We start from the raw sequence: 14154 nt of genomic DNA, 5'->3' as shown, positions 1-14154 counted from the left end.
TCCAGACATAGCGTTTACTACTTAGGCACATGACCGAACATGTGCGGCAGGAATCCGAAACCAAGGAGCGACGATGTCGTCGAACGCAGTCATCCTCGAGATGCGCGCGATCACCAAGGAGTTCCCCGGTGTCAAAGCGCTGGAGGATGTGTCCCTGACCGTCAAGGCCGATGAGATCCACGCGATCTGCGGCGAGAACGGTGCAGGCAAGTCCACCCTCATGAAGGTCCTCTCGGGCGTCTACCCGTACGGGACCTACTCCGGCGACATCGTCTACCAGGGCGAGGTCATGCGCTTCAAGGACATCAAGTCCAGCGAGCAGCAGGGCATCGTGATCATCCACCAGGAGCTCGCCCTCATCCCCGAGCTCTCGATCACCGAGAACATCTTCCTCGGCAACGAGCCGCGCCGCTGGGGCGTCATCGACTGGAACGAGGCCAAGAAGCGCGCGGTCGAGCTGCTCGCCCGCGTCGGCCTCACCGACGACCCCGAGACGCAGATCAAGAACATCGGCGTCGGCAAGCAGCAGCTGGTCGAGATCGCCAAGGCGCTCAACAAGTCGGTGAAGCTGCTCATCCTCGACGAGCCCACCGCCGCGCTGAACGAGGCCGAGTCGGCCCACCTGCTCGACCTGATCCTCGGGCTCAAGAGCAAGGGCATCAGCTCGATCATCATCAGCCACAAGCTCAACGAGATCGAGCGCGTCGCCGACGAGATCACGATCATCCGCGACGGCCACAGCATCGAGACGCTGAACGTCAAGGCCGACGGCGTCGACGAGGACCGCATCATCCGCGGGATGGTCGGCCGCACGCTCGAGAGCCGCTTCCCGGAGCGCACCCCGAACATCGGCGAGACCTTCTTCGAGGTGCGCGACTGGGTCGTCCAGCACCCGCAGGTCGCCGACCGCCTCGTCGTCAAGAACTCGAGCTTCTCCGTCCGCCGCGGCGAGATCGTGGGCTTCGCCGGGCTGATGGGCGCCGGCCGCACCGAGCTCGCCATGAGCGTCTTCGGCCGCTCCTACGGCAACTTCATCTCGGGCGAGATCTACAAGGACGGCCGGCAGATCCAGGTCCGCAACGTCTCCGAGGCGATCGACAACGGCATGGCCTACGTGAGCGAGGACCGCAAGGTGCTCGGCCTCAACCTCCTCGACGACATCAAGGAGTCGATCGTCGCGGCCAAGCTCACCAAGATCGCGAAGCGCGGCGTCGTCGACGACCTGCAGGAGTACGCGGTCGCCGAGCAGTACCGCAAGAGCCTGCGGATCAAGACGCCGGACGTCGACCGCGGCGTCAGCACGCTCTCCGGCGGCAACCAGCAGAAGGTCGTCCTGGCCCGGTGGATGTTCACCGACCCCGACCTGCTCATCCTCGACGAGCCCACCCGCGGCATCGACGTCGGGGCCAAGTACGAGATCTACGGGATCATCCAGGAGCTCGCCGCTCAGGGGAAGGGCGTCGTCGTCATCTCCTCCGAGCTGCCCGAGCTCCTCGGGATCTCCGACCGCATCTACACGATCTTCGAGGGTCAGATCACCAACGAACTCCCGATCGCGGAGGCGACCCCCGAGACGCTCCTGAAGAGCATGACATCCGCCAAGAAGAGGGTGACCGCATAATCATGACCACACAGATTCCCGAGAAGAAGAAGTCCGGGGGTATCCGCGACCTCGGCAAGATGTTCGGCAACGGCCAGTCCACCGGACGTCAGTTCGGCATCCTGGGCGCGCTCGTCGTCATCGTCGTGTTCTTCGAGATCATGACCGGCGGCAAGACGCTCGACCCGGTGAACCTCATCAACCTGGTCAACCAGAACACCTACGTGCTGATCCTCGCGATCGGCATGGTGATGGTCATCATCGCCGGCCACATCGACCTGTCGGTCGGCTCGGTCGCGGCGGTGGTCGGCATCGTGGTGGCGCAGGCGATGACGCAATGGAACATGCCCTGGCCGCTCGCGGTGGTCCTCGGTCTCGTGCTCGGAGCCGTGATCGGCGCCTGGCAGGGCTGGTGGGTCGCCTACGTGGGCGTCCCCGCGTTCATCGTGACGCTGGCCGGCATGCTCATCTTCCGCGGCCTCAACCAGTTCATCGGAAACGCCAACACCATCCCCGTGCCGGACGGCTTCACCTACATCGGCGGCGGCTTCCTGCCCGAGTGGGGCCCGGACACCGGCTTCAACAACTCGACCCTGCTGCTCGGCCTCATCATCGTGATCGCGATCGTGCTGATCGAGGTCCGCACCCGCCGCAACCAGACGAAGATGGGCTCCGAGAAGGCGCCCCTCTGGGTCAGCGTGTTCAAGGTGATCGTGCTCGGCGCCGTCGTGATCTACTTCACCTTCGTCTTCGCGGGCGGTCGCGTCGGGACCTCGTTCCCCGTCGCCGGCGTCATCCTCGGCGTGCTGATCATCCTGTACTCGTTCGTCACCCGCAGCACGATCTTCGGCCGCCACATCTACGCGGTCGGCGGCAACTGGCACGCGGCCGAGCTCTCCGGCGTCAAGATCAAGCGGATCAACTTCTTCGTCATGATGAACATGTCCGTGCTCGCCGCACTGGCCGGCATGATCTCCGTCGCGCGGTCGGTCTCCTCCGGCCCGCAGGACGGCCTCGGCTGGGAGCTCGACGCGATCGCCGCCGTCTTCATCGGTGGCGCCGCGGTCTCGGGCGGCATCGGAACGGTCGCCGGCTCCATCGTCGGTGGTCTGGTCATCGCGGTGCTCAACAACGGCCTCCAGCTGCTCGGCGTCACGACCGACAAGGTCCAGATCATCAAGGGCCTCGTGCTCCTCATCGCGGTCGGCATCGACGTCTACTCCAAGCGCCGCGGCGGCCCCTCCTTGATCGGCCGGATGTTCGGCGGCGGCAAGAAGCAGGAGGCCGACGCGATCGGCGCCGACGAGCCCGCCGTCGTCCCCTCGGACGACTCCGCCGAGGCCTCGTCCCGTTCACTGACGAACTGACTTCCACCTCACACCTGCACCATCCAACACACAGAAAGTAGAAACGCCATGCGCAAATTCGCACTCGCGACAGTGGCTGTCGCAGCTGCCGCCGCGCTCGCCCTGACGGGTTGCTCGAGCCGTGACGGCTCGACCGGCTCGTCGACGGCCGCCGGCTTCGACAAGGGCGCCACCATCGGCGTCGCCCTCCCGACCAAGACGTCGGAGAACTGGGTGCTCGCCGGTGACCTCTTCACCAACGACCTCAAGGACGCCGGCTTCAAGGGCGACGTGCAGTACGCCGGTGCCTCGGGCGCCGTCGCCGACCAGCAGTCGCAGATCCAGTCGATGATCACCAACGGCGCGAAGGTCGTCATCATCGGCGCCGTCGACGGTGGCCAGCTGGCCGCCCAGGCCAAGGCCGCGCACGACGCCGGCGCCGTGGTCATCGCCTACGACCGCCTGATCCTCAACACGAAGGACGTCGACTACTACGTCGCGTACGACAACGAGAAGGTCGGCGAGCTGCAGGGCCAGGCCCTCCTCGACGGGATGAAGAAGCGCTTCCCGGACAAGAAGACGTACAACATCGAGCTCTTCTCCGGCTCGCCGGACGACGCGAACTCGAAGGTCTTCTTCGACGGCGCCATGAAGATCCTCAAGCCGAAGATCGACGACGGCACCCTGAAGGTCGTCTCGGGCCAGACCGACATCAAGCAGACCGCCACCCAGGGCTGGCTGCCGGCGAACGCGCAGACCCGCATGGACAACCTCCTCGCGGCCAACTACGCGTCGACCGAGCTCGACGGCGTCCTGTCGCCGAACGACACCCTCGCTCGCGCGATCATCACCTCGGTTCAGGGTGCGGGCAAGCCCGTCCCCGTCGTGACCGGACAGGACTCGGAGGCCGAGTCGGTCAAGTCGATCATGGCCGGCGTGCAGTACTCGACCATCAACAAGGACACCCGCAACCTCGTGAAGCAGGCCGTCGCGATGGTCTCCTCGCTGCAGAAGGGCGAGAAGCCGAAGACGAACGACGACAAGTCGTACGACAACGGCAAGAAGGTCGTCCCGGCCTACCTGCTCACCCCGGTCGTCGTGACCAAGGAGAACGCGGCGGAGGCGTACGCCAACGACCCGACCCTGGAGCCGCTGACCAAGTAACACCGGTCTCGCCCGCCGAGAGGCGGGAAGGCGAGAAGGGCCGGAGCGACGATGTCGCTCCGGCCCTTTCGGTATCCCCCTGGTGGTGTCCCCCTGGCCGAAAACCTAGGTCAACCCTATGAGGGCGCCGCCGGCGCGGCATCGGGGCCTCCACGGATTCCGAGACCGTGGAATCACGTACCGAAAAGTTTGTTTTGACGGATGCACCCCAAGTGAACTAAACATATATCAGGGTACCCGCATCCTATCCGCCTCACCCGGCGAAAGTACGACATGACCCTCGACAGCGTCACCGACCACCGTCTCGTCCCGTCCCGCTCCGCCGACCGCAGGCTCCTGCGCAACGATGTCTTCGAGCTCCTGCTCGAACGCATCATGGACGGCTCCCTGGAACCGGGGTCGCGCCTGAAGGACGCCGAGCTCACCGCCTGGATGCGCGTGTCCCGCACGCCGGTCCGGGAGGCGCTCGGCAAGCTCGGCAGCATCGGCCTCGTCCAGACCTCGCCCAACCGGTACACGATCGTGGCCCCCCTCGAACAAGCCGAGGCCGGCGACGCGATCCACGTGCTCCGCCGGCTCTACCCGGACGCCATCCGCGCGGGCATGGCCGGTCTGGACGCCGACGCCGAGCTCGAGATCGGGCTGCTCGCCGGTCGGCTCGAGCGCGGCCGCGACCAGAACCCGGTCGACGTGTTCGTCCGCATCGTGCAGGTCGTGCTCGACGCGCTGCCCAACGGGGTGCTCGTCGAAGCGGTGGACACGGTCCACCTGCGCGTGCTGCGCTACCTGCGGCTGGCTCCGTGCGCGGCGGAGGTCCTGACGCGCGAGCGGGTGCTCGCGTTCGCCGCGGCGCTCCGCGCGCACGACGACCGCGCCGCCGAGATCGTCGAGCACATGCTGGACGACGCGGAACGGGCGGTCAGCGGGGGCTGAGCGGGTTCCCGGGACCGTGGAGGTTGCCGGTCGCGGGGTCGACCCAGTTGGCCGAACCGGTGAGCCGGTGCCAGCGCTTGTGGAACGCGAGGTCGGTGCCCTCGGCTTCGACGACGGCCGCACCGCACAGATCGCAGATGCGCAGGATGACGATGTCGCCGTCCGCGGTCGTGACCGAGACCGACCCCTCCGGGAATGCGATGCCCATGGTGTTCCCCCTTCACGTCCGGCCGGCCGGCCGACCCGGTCGAGACTGCCCTCAGCGTACGGGATCGGCCTCGCGGGAGGCCATCGCGCGCGATCGCCCGGCCGCCGCATCCCGCCGCATCGCCGCCCGGTAGAAGCGCACCAACTCGGCAGCGCGTGGACGCTGCGCCGCCATCGCGGCGGCCTCCACCCTCCGCGACGCCATGTGGTGCCGCCACGACTCCGACGCGCAGCGGTAGTCCCACGCGACCTTCGCGGCGGCCTCGAGGGTGCGGCACCAGCCGATCAGCTCGCGCTCGGTGGAGGAGGCGGCCCAGGTGACGACGCGGTACCAGACCTCCGGCCGGCCGGCGTCGCCGAACGCGAAGCGGCGGACCACCGCGTAGGCCGCGCCCGCCGCGCCCTGCCGCAGCACCCACTCGGTGGGGTGGGCGTTCGCCACGGGATGCCAGGATGCGGTCACGGCGAAACTGTACGAAACGCCTCCGACACCGGCGGCCGCGGACCTCAGGTGAACAGGCGGATGAGCGCGGCGACGACCGCCGCGGCCGGCACCACCACGATGAACGGCACCCGCAGGGCGTAGAGGCCGGCGGCGATCGCGACGGCGGGCAGGCGGGCGTCGAGCTGGAGCGACTGCCCGGCCCCGAAGGTCTGGACCGCGATGAGCGCAGCCAGGAGGGCAGCGGTCAGCAGGTCGCTGACGCGCGCGACGGTCGGGTGGTCGAGCGCCTTGGGCGGCACGAGCCAGCCGACCGCCTTGAGGGCGAGCACGGCGATGGACGCCAGCAGGATGATGTTCCAGGTGGTCACGGCTCCACCTCCCGCTCCATCGGGATGGCCTCGGGATGGGGCGGATCGTCGCGCCTCCCGAACAGGTTGAGCACTCCGACGACGATCGCGACCGCGGCAGCGGCGAGCACGGGGAGCCCGGGCACGATGAACGGGGTCAGCAGGGTGGCGACGAAGCCGGCGGCGACCGCGACCGCCTGCGTCTGCCGCGCCTTGAGCCGCGGCCAGAGGAGGCCGAGGAAGGCGGCGGCCGCCGCGGCGTCCAGCCCGTAGGCGCGCACGTCGCCGATGAGGTTGCCGAGCAGCGCCCCGGCGAGCGTCGTCAGGTTCCAGCCGATGTACACGACCAGGCCGGTGATCCAGAAGCCCACGCGCTGGGCCCGGGGATCGGTCTGCGCCGTCGCGACGGCCGTCGACTCATCGATCGTGAGCTGCACGGCCGCCGTGCGGCGCCAGAAACCGCGGTCGATGATCCGGGAGAGCCGGAGGGCGTAGAACGAGTTGCGCACGCCCAGCAGGGCCGCACTCGCGATGGCGGTCCCGCCGGCCGCGGTGCCGCCCGAGGCGAGGACGCCGATCAGCGCGAACTGCGACCCTCCGCTGAACATCAGGAGGCTGAGCACGCAGGTCTGCCAGACGTCGAGACCGGACGCGGTGGCGAGGGCGCCGAACGAGATCCCGTACGCCGCGGTCGCGAGCCCCACGGCCCAGCCCGAGCGCGCCGCGGCGCGGACCTCGGGGGAGCGGTCGCCGGCCATCCTGCGAGACTAGCGCCCCGGCGGACCGGGCGGAGGGTGCTCTGCGGGGTCTAGTGGAAGAGTCGCGCCACGAGACGGTCGGCGAGGGTGTCGTCGAGGGTCCAGGGCAGAAAGATCGTCCGGTAGACGATCGGGGCGACGACGACGTCGACGATGTCGTCCACGGTGATGGTGGCGTCGGGATGGCGTGCCAGCAGCATCCCCGCCTCGGCGCGGCGGTTGCGGAGGCAGTCGGACTGGCGCTCGCCGGCGCTGGACGCCCCGCCGCGGAGCAGTGCGGCGTTCACCGGCTTTCGGTAGTGGTCGGCGATCTCGCGCGCCCAGCCGACGAGGTCGTCGTGGAGGCTGTCGGTCTGCGCGATCGGGCGGTCGGGGTCGAGCTGGTAGGTGACGATGTCGTTGATGAGCGTGGGGAGGTCGCCCCAGCGGCGGTAGATGCTGGTCGGGTTGACGCCCGCGCGCTCGGCGATCATCGGCACAGTGACGCGCTCCCTGCCCTTCTCCTTCACGAGCTCCTCGACCGCGGTGCGCACGTTGTGGATGACGGCGGCGCTGCGGCCCCCCGTGCGCTTGGGGGCGTCGTCGTCGATCGTGGTTCCGGACATGTGAACAGCTTAAAGCAATTCCTGTTGCTTTAACTCGATCGAGGCTCTAGAGTCCCTAAAAGCAACCGCATTTGCTTTAAGGAGGCAGTCATGACCACAGCGGACGAGCTCAGCGCCACCGGCTCCATCCCCGCCGTCCCGGGCGCGGTGCGGGCCTCCCGCCGCCGGTTCCGGCTGCGGCCCGTCGCGGCCTTCGCCGGGACGGCCCTCGCCTTCGTGGCGGTCGCGCTCGCCGTGGGCGCACCGAGCCCGCTCTTCGTGCTCTACGAGCAGGAGTGGGGCTTCGCGCCGTGGCTGCTCACGGTCGCCTTCGCGATCTACGCGGTCACGCTGCTGATCACCCTGCTCGTGGCGGGATCGCTCTCCGACCATATCGGCCGCCGTCCCGTGCTCATCGGAGCGCTCGCGCTGCAGGTCGTGGCGATGCTGATGTTCCTGTTCGCGACCGACATCGGCTGGATCATCGCGGCGCGCTCGGTGCAGGGAGTCGCGACCGGAGCGGCCATGAGCACGTTCACGGCCGCTCTGGTCGAGCTGGCTCCTGAGAAGCAGAAGAAGCTCGGTGCGACCATCGGCAGCACGGCGCCCGTCGGCGGGATCGCGCTCGGCGCCTTCTTCACCGGCCTGGCCGTGCAGTTCGCGTCCGCGCCGACGGTGCTCGTCTTCGTGACGCTCGCGCTCCTCTTCGCCGCCGGGATCGTCGTGGTCGCGGCCTCGCCGGAGACGGTCCGCCGCCGCCCAGGAGCGGTGCGGTCGCTCGTGCCGCGGCTGGTCATCCCGCGCGCCGCACGGAGCGAGTTCGTCGGGGCGATCCCGCTCTTCCTCGCCACCTGGATGCTCGCGGGGCTGTTCATCGGGCTCTCGCCCTCCATCCTCCACGGCGTCTTCCACCTCGACAGCGGTCTGCTGAACGGTGCGATCGTCGCGGTGCCGCCGGCGGTCGGGGCCGTCGCGGGCCTGGCCCTGACGCGCGCTCCCGCACGCCGGACCACGGTCTGGGCGATGGCCGCGATCGTGGCGGGGATCGTGCTGGCGGGCGCCGGGATCGCGGGCGCGGTCCTGCCGCTGCTGTTCGCCGGAGCGACGGTGGCGGGCGCGGGGTTCGGCGCCGGCTTCTCGGCGATGCTCCGCATCCTGGCCCCCCTGGCCCCGAACGACAAGCGGGCCGAGCTGTTCGCCGGGATCTTCCTGGTCAGCTACCTCGCGTACGGCGTGCCCGCTCTGGTCGCGGGCGAGCTGATCGCCACGGTCGGTCTGCTGCCGACCGTCCTCGGCTACGCGGTCGCGATCGCCGCGGCCGCGGTCGTGGCGCTGGTCGTGCAGGCGGCCCGCGTGCGGCGGGAACTCACGCCAGGTCGATGAGCACCTTGCCCACGATGCCGCCTTCGACGGCGTCGTGGGCGGCGGCCGTCTCGGCCAGCGGGTAGCGGGTCAGCGGGAGGCCGTGCTCTGCGCCGACCGGCAGGGCACCGTCGGCGACCGCAGCGGTCACGGCACGCACGGCGGCATCCTTCACCTCCGCGGCGGTCGTGTAGGTCAGCACGAACTGCCAGCGCAGGTTCTTCGACATGCTGGGGCGCACGGGGATGCTCACCTCGGACTCGCCGGGGGTGTCCGCGTAGATCGCGATCGTGGCGCCCGTGGCGGCGACGCGCACGTCGAGCCCGGCATTCGCGACGGGGTTGACCTCGACCACGATGTCGACGCCGCGCGGGGCGAGGGCGCCGATCGCCTTCGCCGTGTCCGGGTCGGTGTAGTTGACGACGTGGTGCGCCCCCGCCGCGCGAGCGAACTCCGCCTTCTCGTGGCTGCTGACCGTGGAGATCACGGTCGCGCCGGCCCACACGGCCAGCTGGATCGCGGCGTGCCCGACCGCTCCGGCCCCGCCGGCGACGAGGACCGTGCGGCCGTCGAGGCTGCCGCGCGAGAGCTCGGTGGGGGCGTGCTCGTACGACGTCAGTGCGCGATGCGCCGTCAGCGCCGGGATGCCGAGGCTGGCCCCGACGTCGAAGCCCACCTCGTCCGGGAGTGCGACGACCTGGCGTGCGGGCAGCACGACGAGCTCCTGCGCGGTCCCGTCCGGGCGCTGGTAGGCCGCATCCCACACCCAGACGCGGTCGCCGGGGCGCAGCGCCGTCACCCCGTCGCCGACCTCGTCGACGACGCCGGCGCCGTCCTGGTTCGGGACCTGCGGCCGGGGCAGCGGAGCGTTGTCGCCGCTGCCGCGGCGCGACTTCCAGTCCGTCGGGTTGACCCCGGAGACGTGGATGCGCACGCGCACCTCGCCGGGGCCGGCGTGCGGCTCCTCCCGCTCGCCGAGCACGAGAACGTCGGAGTCGCCGGTGGAGGAGTACGTGACAGCCTGCATGCCCCTAGCCAACCACGGGTCAGCCCGCAGAGCACGCCCCGGAGCTGATCGGTGCGCTGCCGACGGAGGAGAGCACCGGCCGCAGCTCGGACAGAGCCAGCGCGTACCCGGTGTCGGGGTCGACGGTCGACCGGGCGAAGACGACGCCGACGACATCCCCCGCCGAGTCGAGGAGGGGTCCTCCCGAGTTGCCGGGGCGGATGGTGCCGCGGAGGGAGTAGATCTCGCGATCGACGGAGCCGCTCTGGTAGATGTCGGTGCCGCGGGCGACGAGCTGGTCGCGCACGCGCTGCGGGCTCACGGTGAACGGGCCGTTGCCCGGGTACCCCACCGCGTACGCCTGCGCGCCCGAGGTCAGATCCTGGCCGATGTCGAGCGGGGGAGCGCTCAACCCGGTTACGTCGAGCACCGCCAGGTCGCGGGACGGGTCGAAGGCGACCAGCGTCGCGCGGTCGAGCGTTCCGCTTCCGGCCTCGCGGACCACGATCGAGGAGGCGCCGGCGACGACGTGCGCGTTCGTGACGACGCGGCCGCGCTGCACCACCCAGCCGCTGCCCTCCGAGTCGACGCCGCACGCGGGCTTCGAGGCGAGCACGGTCACGACCGACCGCTCCGACGACGTCACGTCGGCCGGGACGGAGGGGTCGGGCGCCGCGATGGTCTTGATCGACTCGTCGCCCTCGAAGACCTTGGGCAGCCCCGCGCTGGCGAGGGCGTCGTCCATCGCCCCGAGCACGGTCGAGGCGGGCAGCGGGGCGATGCCGTTGAGGGTGGCGACGACGCGGGAGGAGTTCGCGGCCTGCACGACGGTCGCGAGGCTCGTGGACATGGCGAAGCCGGCGACGAGCCACACCACGACGGCCCACGTCGCCAGGCCCAGCACGGCGCCGATCAGCGAGTCGAGCCAGCGGATCGGCCCGCGGCGCAGCACCTTGCCGAGCAGTGCGGCGATGCCTCCGGCGATGGCGTAGACGACGCCGGCGCAGACCAGGATGACGACGCCGGCCACGATCGACCGCTGGGTGACACCGGTGAGGCCGTAGGAGACACCCCAGCCGACGACGGTCGGAGCGAGGAAGAGCCCGAGTGCGACGCCGCAGCCGAGGCCGACGAGGGAGCCGGCCGCACGGATGGCGCCGTTGGTGTACCCGGCGACCACCGCCAGCACGCCGAGCACCAGAAGCACGACGTCGACAACGATCTCCACGCGCCTTACGATGCCGCACCAGGCTGTGCGCAGGCTCAACCCCGGGTGAGCATCCTCTGGCCCTTGCCTCCGAGCCTCCCGGGGCCTACCGTCCGAAGCCCCGGCAGCGAGACCGCCGGACAGCGAGAGGAACGGACATGAGCGACGAGCAGCGCGGAGACCTCGGCCCCGGAGAGCGGGAGATGACGAGCGCGGACCTGACGGCCCACGACGGCGAGCACGGCGAGCTGCCGGACGGCGGGGAGCCGTCGCAGCAGAGCCACCACGACGCCGAGACCGAGGAGGACACCGCCTCGGGCGGCGCTCCGGACTGACCCGTCGTCGGGTATCGGACGAGACACGCCGCGCGGCCACCGGGCCGCGCGGCGTGTTGCGTCAGCTGGAGGGGGGAGTGCCCGGTCCGTCGGTCGGGCGGTCGTCCGCGTCCGTCGCCGCGGCGGCGGCGTCCGCCGCGACCGGAGGCTTGCGCCGCGCGGTCAGGACGACGATGACGACGCCGATGATCGCGAGCACGACGATCGCGACCGCGATGCCGATGACGAGCCCGAGACCCGAGTCGTTCGCCGCTGCGGTCGGCTCCGGCGTGGAGGCGGTGACCAGCGGCTGCGAGCCGCCGGCGGTCGCCTCCGGAGTCGCCGGGTCGGAGGCCGCGGGGCTCTCCGTCGCGGATCCGCCCGCGGCCGCGCCGCACGCCGTCTTCTCGCTGCCCGCCGCCTCCACCGCGCCCGCGGGCGGCTGGTAGGCGAACGCGTACGAGTTCGACACCGTGTGGCCGTCCGCCGACACGATCTGGTAGGTCACCGTGTAGGACCCCGCGCCGCCGAGCGCGACCGGGGCGCTGACGTTGCGGTCCGCGACCGTGGCGCAGCCGGTCTCGAAGTGGCGAGCCGCCGCGTCGGGGCCGGTGACCGTCAGCAGGGTGCTGGAGCCGTCGCCGGCCAGGTCGAGCACCCGGTCGTTGAAGGTCAGCGTCACCGTGCTCGGCGGCGCCGTGACCGTCGAGTCCGCCGCCGGGTCGCTGCTCACGAGGTAGTCGTGGGCCGAGGCGGCGACGGCGGGGAGCAGGGCGAGCGCGAGGGCGGCGGCGAGGCCGGCCGTCGCGGCGAGGGTGCGGCGGATCATGCCCGCACCTTACCCCGGCGCACGAGCGCCAGCACCGAGATCACCAGGGCGATCGCGCCGAGGGCGAGGCCGCCGATCCCGAGCCCGATCGACACGGCGGTCGCGGTGGTTCCGGCCGCCGGGGCCGGTGCCTCGGTGCTGGTGGCGACCTGGGTCGTCATCGTGCCGCCGTCCTCGGCGGGTGCCGGGTCGTTGACGTAGAGGGTCGGCGCCGGGTGCTCCGGCTCCTTGCCGGACGCCGGGGTCGCGTCCGCCCAGTCCACGACGCTGCCGTCCGAGTAGTACTGGTGCGTCGGGAGCATGATCGAGCCGGTGTCGGGCACGGCGCCCGCCGAGATGGTGAACTCCTGGAACTGCCCCGGCGCGATCTGGGTGCCGCTGTCGGCGGTCCAGGTGATGCGCACCGGCGCCTCGGTGATGGTGCCGTCGTCGGTCTTGACCGGCTTCGCGAGCGTCTCGGTGTCGACGGAGGCCGACCATCCCGGGATCGGCTGGTAGCTGACCGAGGTGAACGGCGTCTCGGTCGGCAGGTCGACCACGAGCTTCACCGTGCCCGCGGTCGCGGACTCGGTGGGCACCTTGAAGGTGAGGGTGGCGTAGCTGCCGGGGGTCGCCGCGTCGGGCGTGACGTGCACGTGCGCGCTGGCCGCGAGGGGCGCGGCGAGCAGCAGCAGGGCGGTGGAGGTCGCCGCGACGGAGGCGGCGAAGGTCGTCTTCTTCATGAGGGTCCTTAAGTACGGTGCAGGGTCGTCGGATGCGCGTGCGCGCACGCGGACGACCCCGATCGCGACCGGGACGCCCGTCAGAACGCGCTGACGAGCGCCGGGGGACCGCGGTGCCGCAGCCGGGCGAGCGGGAGGCCGAGGTCGCGCAGGCGTGCCGGCTCGGCCGCGGCGACGGCGGAGACGACCGCGACGACGCGGACGGGGATGGGGGCGGCACCCGCGACGAGGGACGCGAAGCGCAGCACGCCGACGCGGGCCGTCGCGAAGAGGCTCCAGAACGCGCGCTCGCCGAAGCGCAGCGCGAGGACGGTGACGAGCACCGCCGTGGCGTGCGTCAGCCACATCGACGGGGCGGTGAAGTCGGTGTGCGAGGCGGGCATGGCTCCGCTGGTCATCGTGAGGTGCGCGCCCGGGTGCAGGTGGCCGGCCGCCGTCGTGCCGTCCGCGCCGACGAACCGCGCCGTCCCGTCGCCCAGGCTGAACAGCGCGTGGAAGAGGAACTGGCTCAGCACGACGGAGACCGTCAGCCGCCACAGCGAGAGCCGCCGCGACGTGAGCGCGATGGAAGCCAGGGTCGCGAACGCGAGGCTCAGCGCCACAGGCACGATGCCGGGCGCCGCGCCGCCGCCGGCGACGTGGAAGAGGGCCGCGACGAAGATGGCGACGGCGGACGCGATCGTGCCGCGCATCGCGCGTGCCGGCCTCGATCCCATCGGTCCGTCCTCACTCGTCGCCCTCGCGGGCCGCCCTCGTCCGTCGTGGGGCATTCGGAACCAGTCTAGGGAACGGATCGCGGCATCCGGCGCGCTCTGGCGGCAGGGGCCGCGCGCGCAGTATCGTGCGGATCGTGGAGGTGGCCGCATGGCATTCCGAGCAGTGCTGCAGTTGGACGGCGCGACGGCGACCGGGATCGTCGTCCCGCCCGACGTGATCGAGGGCCTCGGCGGAGGGGGCCGCATCCCCGTGCGCGCGACGGTCGGCGGGGTGGGGTACCCGAGCACGATCGCCATGCGCGCGGGCCAGGCCAAGCTCCCCGTGAGCGCCGACATCCGCGCGCGTGCCGGCATCGCCGCCGGCGACGAGGTCGAGGTCGAGCTCGTCCGCGACGAGCAGCCGCGCACCGTGGAGGTGCCGGGCGACCTCGCCGATGCGCTCGCCGCCGTGCCGGGCGCCCGCGAGCGGTTCGACGCCTTCTCGGTCAGCAACCGCAAGCGCCACGTGCTGGCGGTGGAGGGCGCCAAGGCGGCCGAGACCCGCGCCCGCCGGGTGGCGGAGGTCCTGGAGGAGCTCGGCGCCTGAGCGCTGCACGGGAGGGCGTGCTCCTCTT

The 14154-nt window shown here is 71.1% G+C and carries 17 protein-coding genes; 7 read left to right on the top strand and 10 right to left on the bottom strand.

Features of this window, described 5'->3' with window-relative positions:
* Positions 1–73 precede the first annotated feature (73 nt).
* The 4 genes from mmsA (at position 74) to BGO91_RS02065 (ending at position 5043) form a co-directional block, all read left to right on the top strand.
* Positions 74–1621 (top strand): multiple monosaccharide ABC transporter ATP-binding protein, encoded by a 1548-nt coding sequence (gene mmsA / locus BGO91_RS02080; protein WP_290471222.1) that lies wholly within the window; start codon positions 74–76, stop codon positions 1619–1621.
* Between the two features lie 2 nt (positions 1622–1623).
* A complete protein-coding gene (gene mmsB / locus BGO91_RS02075; protein ID WP_290471221.1) occupies positions 1624–2967 on the top strand; it encodes a multiple monosaccharide ABC transporter permease in 1344 nt (447 codons plus the stop codon).
* A 48-nt stretch (positions 2968–3015) separates the two neighbouring features.
* Positions 3016–4110 (top strand): sugar-binding protein, encoded by a 1095-nt coding sequence (locus BGO91_RS02070; protein WP_290471220.1) that lies wholly within the window; start codon positions 3016–3018, stop codon positions 4108–4110.
* 273 nt (positions 4111–4383) lie between these two features.
* Positions 4384–5043: a GntR family transcriptional regulator gene (locus tag BGO91_RS02065; RefSeq protein ID WP_290471219.1), complete on the top strand. Its 660-nt coding sequence runs from the start codon at positions 4384–4386 to the stop codon at positions 5041–5043.
* Here BGO91_RS02065 and BGO91_RS02060 read toward each other — a convergent pair.
* From BGO91_RS02060 to BGO91_RS02040, 5 genes are read right to left on the bottom strand one after another with little or no spacing between them, the layout of a single operon-like run.
* A complete protein-coding gene (locus tag BGO91_RS02060) occupies positions 5030–5251 on the bottom strand; it encodes a histidine ammonia-lyase (RefSeq protein WP_290471218.1) in 222 nt (73 codons plus the stop codon). The two genes, BGO91_RS02065 and BGO91_RS02060, sit on opposite strands and share 14 nt — an antisense overlap.
* Positions 5252–5302: 51 nt before the next feature.
* Positions 5303–5713, bottom strand: coding sequence for a hypothetical protein (locus BGO91_RS02055; RefSeq protein ID WP_290471217.1), 411 nt, complete (start codon positions 5711–5713; stop codon positions 5303–5305).
* 44 nt (positions 5714–5757) lie between these two features.
* Complete coding sequence (locus BGO91_RS02050; RefSeq protein WP_021760313.1) at positions 5758–6063, bottom strand: AzlD domain-containing protein; 306 nt, start codon at positions 6061–6063, stop codon at positions 5758–5760.
* Complete coding sequence (locus BGO91_RS02045; RefSeq protein ID WP_290471216.1) at positions 6060–6800, bottom strand: AzlC family ABC transporter permease; 741 nt, start codon at positions 6798–6800, stop codon at positions 6060–6062. Before BGO91_RS02045 ends, BGO91_RS02050 begins: the two co-directional genes overlap by 4 nt.
* A gap of 50 nt (positions 6801–6850) precedes the next feature.
* The gene (locus BGO91_RS02040; RefSeq protein WP_290471215.1) at positions 6851–7405 is read right to left on the bottom strand and encodes a TetR/AcrR family transcriptional regulator; all 555 of its coding nucleotides are present in this window, start codon (positions 7403–7405) and stop codon (positions 6851–6853) included.
* Positions 7406–7495: 90 nt separating this feature from the next.
* Between BGO91_RS02040 and BGO91_RS02035 the strand changes: the two genes are divergently transcribed.
* Positions 7496–8767: an MFS transporter gene (locus tag BGO91_RS02035; RefSeq protein WP_290471214.1), complete on the top strand. Its 1272-nt coding sequence runs from the start codon at positions 7496–7498 to the stop codon at positions 8765–8767.
* Here BGO91_RS02035 and BGO91_RS02030 read toward each other — a convergent pair.
* Together BGO91_RS02030 and BGO91_RS02025 are read right to left on the bottom strand one after the other, a co-directional pair.
* Positions 8751–9773, bottom strand: a complete 1023-nt coding sequence (locus tag BGO91_RS02030) for an NADPH:quinone reductase (RefSeq protein WP_290471213.1) — start codon at positions 9771–9773, stop codon at positions 8751–8753. The two genes, BGO91_RS02035 and BGO91_RS02030, sit on opposite strands and share 17 nt — an antisense overlap.
* A 19-nt stretch (positions 9774–9792) precedes the next feature.
* A complete protein-coding gene (locus BGO91_RS02025) occupies positions 9793–10980 on the bottom strand; it encodes a MarP family serine protease (protein ID WP_290471212.1) in 1188 nt (395 codons plus the stop codon).
* Positions 10981–11117: 137 nt separating this feature from the next.
* Between BGO91_RS02025 and BGO91_RS02020 the strand changes: the two genes are divergently transcribed.
* Complete coding sequence (locus BGO91_RS02020) at positions 11118–11294, top strand: hypothetical protein (protein WP_290471211.1); 177 nt, start codon at positions 11118–11120, stop codon at positions 11292–11294.
* A gap of 61 nt (positions 11295–11355) precedes the next feature.
* Here BGO91_RS02020 and BGO91_RS02015 read toward each other — a convergent pair whose 3' ends face one another.
* The 3 genes from BGO91_RS02015 to BGO91_RS02005 form a co-directional block, all read right to left on the bottom strand.
* Positions 11356–12102, bottom strand: a complete 747-nt coding sequence (locus BGO91_RS02015) for a copper resistance CopC family protein (protein ID WP_290471210.1) — start codon at positions 12100–12102, stop codon at positions 11356–11358.
* Complete coding sequence (locus tag BGO91_RS02010) at positions 12099–12824, bottom strand: YcnI family protein (protein WP_290471209.1); 726 nt, start codon at positions 12822–12824, stop codon at positions 12099–12101. Before BGO91_RS02010 ends, BGO91_RS02015 begins: the two co-directional genes overlap by 4 nt.
* A gap of 80 nt (positions 12825–12904) precedes the next feature.
* Positions 12905–13540 carry a hypothetical protein gene (locus BGO91_RS02005; RefSeq protein ID WP_290471208.1) on the bottom strand — a complete coding sequence of 212 codons (636 nt, stop codon included), beginning with the start codon at positions 13538–13540 and terminating at the stop codon, positions 12905–12907.
* 148 nt (positions 13541–13688) lie between these two features.
* Here BGO91_RS02005 and BGO91_RS02000 point away from each other — a divergent pair, with 148 nt between their 5' ends.
* The gene (locus BGO91_RS02000; RefSeq protein WP_290471207.1) at positions 13689–14126 is read left to right on the top strand and encodes a YdeI/OmpD-associated family protein; all 438 of its coding nucleotides are present in this window, start codon (positions 13689–13691) and stop codon (positions 14124–14126) included.
* The last annotated feature ends 28 nt before the right edge of the window (positions 14127–14154 follow it).

This window comes from Leifsonia sp. 71-9 (genome assembly GCF_001898805.1).
In the GTDB taxonomy this organism is placed as follows: domain Bacteria; phylum Actinomycetota; class Actinomycetes; order Actinomycetales; family Microbacteriaceae; genus Leifsonia.
The sequence above is the reverse complement of the archived record's forward strand: the minus strand, read 5'-3'. Positions and strand labels throughout refer to the sequence as shown.